The organism is Streptomyces sp. NPDC027962 (genome assembly GCF_055566095.1).
The window spans coordinates 1-4,446 of sequence record NZ_JBVHTA010000090.1 but is presented as its reverse complement, the minus strand read 5'-3'; the positions used below and the strand labels follow the sequence as shown (position 1 = coordinate 4,446).

Here is a 4,446-nt window from a genome sequence, read left to right as displayed (position 1 = left end):
GAGTTCGCATGGACCTTTTCCTTACGTCACGACGGGGCGCGGACTGTACAACAGCGCCCGGCCCGTGATCACCCCGACGGACATTCCCGGCACCCGCCCCCAGCAGGTGGTTTCATCTCAGATGGATCTTCAACTGCTCGTTGTGCTCCGCGTGCTCGACCACGACACCGGTGACCACGTCACCCACGGCAGGCGTGATCACCACCGACTCGTCGGCCGGGTCCTTGCGCAACCCGGCGAGGTCCGCAACCACGCCGCAGGGGCGCACGCCGCCGACCGCGACGAAGACGCCGAAGGCGGCAACGCTCTTGACGGTGCCCCGGACCGACGAACCGACGGGATGTCTTCCCTTCGTCGCGGACCAGGTGCGACCGCCCGCACTCCGGCTCATCCGCGACGCACCTCGTCCGCACGGCGAGCGGTGTCGACGATGGTCCAGCCGACCAGAGCCACAGCCGGTGGAACGGCGACCGCCAGGAAGGCCGCCTTGGCCCCGTACGGCGCGTCGAAATCCAGGAGCAGGACCCAGATGAGCGCGCCCAGCCCGATCAGAAGAGACGTCCTGCCGAGAACATAGGCCTGACGCCGGGCCGACTCCGCCGACCAGCCCGTACGGGGATACCGGTTGAGATGCTTGAAGGCCACGTCGCCGAGCCCCCAGGGGTTGAGCGTGTAGAGCAGACCGAGTGAGGTCACAAGGACAGGGCCGAAGTAGAGCGACATGTCGACGTGCATGCATCCTCCAGCGGAGCGACGGCCCGGTCACAGCGGCAAGGCGACGCGGCTCGGGACGAGTGGCCGGAATCTAGCAGCGCTCGCACAGCGGCCGCCCGGTGGCGCCGGCCGGGATCACGCCTGCTCGTCGCTCTTGTAGCTCTGGAACCAATGGGTGTCGAAGTACCGGGCCGTCGAGAGCGGGTAGTCCCGCCGCGTGGGCATGCGGTGGACGAACTCACCGGTCATGCCGTCGAACGGGACCCACGAGACGAACGGGTCGGCGGGCGTACGCGACGCCCACACCGGCGTCGTACCCGTCCGCGACTCCAAGCTCCCCAGCGGCCCGGTCCTCACGGTCGCGGCCCCGGCGTGGACGTCGTTCGTCACGTCCCTCAAGTCGGCGGCCGCCACCGCGTGACGCGGCCGCCCGGCGTCGTACTTCTCGACCCCGGGCGGGCCCGCGTGAGGGTCTAGCCCACCTGGTAGACGGCCGTCGTGCCCGACACCTCGTGGCCGACGACGAGCAGCGGCCTGCCGTTCGGGCTGTCCACCGCCGGGATGAAGCTGAGCCCCTCGGGGGCGAGGTCACCCGCCGTGCCCGCGGCCGGGTCGCCGGTGAAGTCGCGGGTGCTGATGTGCGCGGCGAACGTCGGCCGCTGCGGGTCGCTCAGGTCGTACGCGACGATCCCGCCGACGCGCTCCAGGCCGACGAAGGCGTACGGCGTGCCGTCGACGGTTCCGGTCGTGATGCCCTCGGGCTCCGGGCCCTTGGCGGTACTGCGGGAGTCGAAGTCGTTCTTGGAGTCGGTGCTGTTGAAGTGCTCGGGGTTCAGCCGCGCGGTCAGCCGCTCCAGGTCGTCGCCCGAGTCCCAGACCAGCGCGCCGCCCGCGTCCCGTACGGAGAACGACCGGCCGCCGAAGGCGTGCAGCTCGGTGACACGGCCCTCCGCGTCACGCGGGGAGGCGGAGGTCACCTTGAGCCGGCCGAGGGCGGCGTCCCGCTTCAGCTCGGCGGCGTTCGGGAAGGCGGCGGGGGACAGTTCGAGGTTCTTGACCCGGACCTCCTCCTCGTAGCAGTCGTACTCGCGGGCGTCGCCCTCGTTCGCCGAGACGGTGTACTGCCCGCCGTCGGCGGTGAACGCGGCGATCGAGTCCGGCTGGTACATGCCCTGCACCGGCCACTGGGCGATGTTGACGCCGCCGTCCTTGTCGGAGGGGTCCAGGGCGTTGCCGGGCAGGCTGTGGTCCTTGAGACCGAGCGGCGTGATCTTGCGGACCTTGGCGTGCTTCAGGTCGACGACGGCCAGCGCGTTGTTCTCCTGGAGCGTGACCCACGCCGTGCGGCTGTTCGCCGAGACCGCCACGTACTCGGGCTCCAGGTCCTGGCTCGCGGACGCGCCGGGGCCGGTGATCCGCACGCCCGCCGCACGCAGCTCGTCCTCCTTGCCGTCCCACTTCTCGAAGCCGGCGGTCCGCACGGTGCCGCGCGCGACGTCGATGACGCTCACCGAACCGGCCGGGTCGGCGGTCCCGTCGCAGTACGAGTCCGGCTCAGCCTCGTTGGCGACGACGGCCTGCCGCCCGTCGGGCGTGAACGTCACCATGTCGGGCAGCGCGCCGACGGTGACCGTACGGACCTTCGCGCCGTCGGCCGCGCGGAAGAAGGACACCGTGCCCGGGTCGGTCTTCTCCGCCGCCTGCTGGGCCACCGCCACCAGACCCTTGTGCACGGCCACGCTGTTGGCGCCGGGCGTCGCCAGCTCACCGGTCTTGCGGGGCCGGGCCGGGTCGCTGAGGTCGAGGATGTCGACGGTGCCGGTCTTGGCGTTGACCGTGAACAACCGGCGGCTGTCGGCGTCGTACGCGGTGATCTCCGCGGCGCTCTCGTCGAACGAGCCGCTGGAGTAGCGGCCGAGGAACGTGAGTCCGATGCCGTCCTTCCGCACCGCGCTCTCGCCGGTGGTCGTGGTGGTGGCGGTGGCGGACAGGGGCGACAGCGCGGCGGCGCCGGCGGCCACGGCGGCGGCAGCCAGCGCGAGTATGCGGTTGCGGGGTCTCATGAGCCCGCAGCGTGCTGCACCCCCGGCGACTGCGGATGAACCACGGGCCCGTACTGCGTTAACGGGAGCCCAACGCTCGTCGCGGGGCCGGTGTGCCGGTGTGCGCTTGCGCGGCTTCGGGGGTCACTCCTGGGGGCCGGGGCCCGGTATGGGCTGCGTCCGCTGCACGGGCACGCTCCAACTGCCGTGGCCGATCTGCCCCGTCACGTAACCGCCCGGCGCGGGTTGGGTACGGGCGCGTTCAGTCGCCCGAGTATCCGAAGATGCCCAGGCGGGTGGGCTCGCCTCCGGTGTGGAGGACGACGTATATGCCGGTCCACCGCATCCGGCACTCGCCGATCAACCACTCATCGGGGTCCAGTTGCCCCATGGCCGTATAAGCCTGGGCGAGCAGTTCCTCGAACCGGCCGGGCGTCGGCGGACGCAGCGTGCCGTAGTCCTCGATGTCGCTCGGCGACGGGGCGGCGGTCGAGTGGACGACGCGCTGGACGTCGAGGATCGAGTGCGTCCCTTCCTCGGCCATGAACTCCCCGTCGTCCCGGAGGTCGTCGATACTCCGGTACGTGTCGTCGTCGCCGTAGAGCTCCCGGAAGACCTGGCGGTGCAGAGCCGTCAACGACTCCTCGACACTGCCGTTTACGGAGTGACGCCCCAACCGCCGGCACCCATCGCGCGGCCCCTCCCAGTGATCTGTGCGACCTGGCCGGGGACGAGCCTCGGGACGGGCACTGACGGTGGGCCCCGCGTCGGACGCTGGAAGGGCCGCCCGCTGTCGTCGGTCATTGCGCCGGCGCCCGACCCGTGAACGGCCGGAGCCGTGGCTCGAGGTCAGCGAGGGGTGAGGAGGCAGAACTCGTTGCCTTCCGGGTCGGCCAGAACCGTCCAGGGGATCGCGGACTGGTCGATGCCGGGGTCGGTGGCGCCCAGGGCGCGCAGTCGGGCTTCCTGTGCTGCCAGGTCGTCACCGGGGTAGGGGGCGACGTCGAGGTGGACGCGGTTCCACCCGCTCTTGGTGTCGGGGGTGCGGAGGAACTCCAGGTACGGGCCGACGCCCTGGGCGGAGCGCATGGTCGCGTGGTCGTCGGTGACCTCGTGCAGCGTCCAGTCCATCGCCTCGTCCCAGAACCGGGCCGTCGCCCGCGGGTCGGTGCAGTCGACCACCACCGCGGCGATCGGCCCGGTGTCCTGGTAGACCGGACGGGGCTCCAGGACGCAGAACTCGTTGCCCTCCGGGTCGGCCATGACCGTCCAGGGGACGTCACCCTGTCCCACGTCGGCGAGCGTCGCACCGAGGTCCTTCAGGCGCGCGACCAGCTCCTTCTGATGGGCGGTCGAGGTGGTGGCCAGATCAAGGTGCACCCGGTTCTTCACCTCTTTCGGTTCCGGGCGGGCGACGATGTCGATGCAGACGGCCACGGGGCCGGGATAGGCGAAGCCCACGGGCTCGAGGTTGGTGACACCGGGCGCCTCGATGTCGACACCCCAGCCGAGTGCCTCCGCCCAGAACCGACCGAGCACGGAGTCGTCCTGGGCCTTCATGTTGATCTGCACGAGTCTCGTTGCCATGCGCAGATCCTAGATGATCGATTCCAAGGGATCGGCTGCGCGCATGGGACGAGGGCGTCCAACGTCAGTGTGTGAAGACAGAGTTGGACACCCTCGCGATCGC

General features: G+C 70.7%; 6 protein-coding genes. 1 reads left to right on the top strand and 5 read right to left on the bottom strand.

Going from position 1 to position 4,446, the window contains the following annotated elements:
• Positions 1 to 112 precede the first annotated feature (112 nt).
• On the bottom strand, positions 113 to 391 hold the full coding sequence (locus tag ACZ4SA_RS36640; RefSeq protein ID WP_468283106.1) for a hypothetical protein: 279 nt from the start codon (positions 389 to 391) through the stop codon (positions 113 to 115).
• Positions 388 to 735, bottom strand: a complete 348-nt coding sequence (locus ACZ4SA_RS36635; RefSeq protein ID WP_468283103.1) for a hypothetical protein — start codon at positions 733 to 735, stop codon at positions 388 to 390. The genes ACZ4SA_RS36640 and ACZ4SA_RS36635 overlap by 4 nt, the downstream gene beginning before the upstream one ends.
• A gap of 226 nt (positions 736 to 961) precedes the next feature.
• Between ACZ4SA_RS36635 and ACZ4SA_RS36630 the strand changes: the two genes are divergently transcribed.
• Positions 962 to 1,135: a DUF397 domain-containing protein gene (locus ACZ4SA_RS36630; RefSeq protein ID WP_468283100.1), complete on the top strand. Its 174-nt coding sequence runs from the start codon at positions 962 to 964 to the stop codon at positions 1,133 to 1,135.
• A gap of 52 nt (positions 1,136 to 1,187) precedes the next feature.
• Here ACZ4SA_RS36630 and ACZ4SA_RS36625 read toward each other — a convergent pair whose 3' ends face one another.
• The 3 genes from ACZ4SA_RS36625 to ACZ4SA_RS36615 form a co-directional block, all read right to left on the bottom strand.
• Positions 1,188 to 2,777, bottom strand: a complete 1,590-nt coding sequence (locus tag ACZ4SA_RS36625) for a choice-of-anchor I family protein (protein WP_468283097.1) — start codon at positions 2,775 to 2,777, stop codon at positions 1,188 to 1,190.
• A 241-nt stretch (positions 2,778 to 3,018) separates the two neighbouring features.
• Positions 3,019 to 3,393 carry a hypothetical protein gene (locus ACZ4SA_RS36620; protein WP_468283094.1) on the bottom strand — a complete coding sequence of 125 codons (375 nt, stop codon included), beginning with the start codon at positions 3,391 to 3,393 and terminating at the stop codon, positions 3,019 to 3,021.
• 212 nt (positions 3,394 to 3,605) lie between these two features.
• The gene (locus ACZ4SA_RS36615; RefSeq protein ID WP_468283091.1) at positions 3,606 to 4,343 is read right to left on the bottom strand and encodes a VOC family protein; all 738 of its coding nucleotides are present in this window, start codon (positions 4,341 to 4,343) and stop codon (positions 3,606 to 3,608) included.
• Positions 4,344 to 4,446 lie beyond the last annotated feature (103 nt).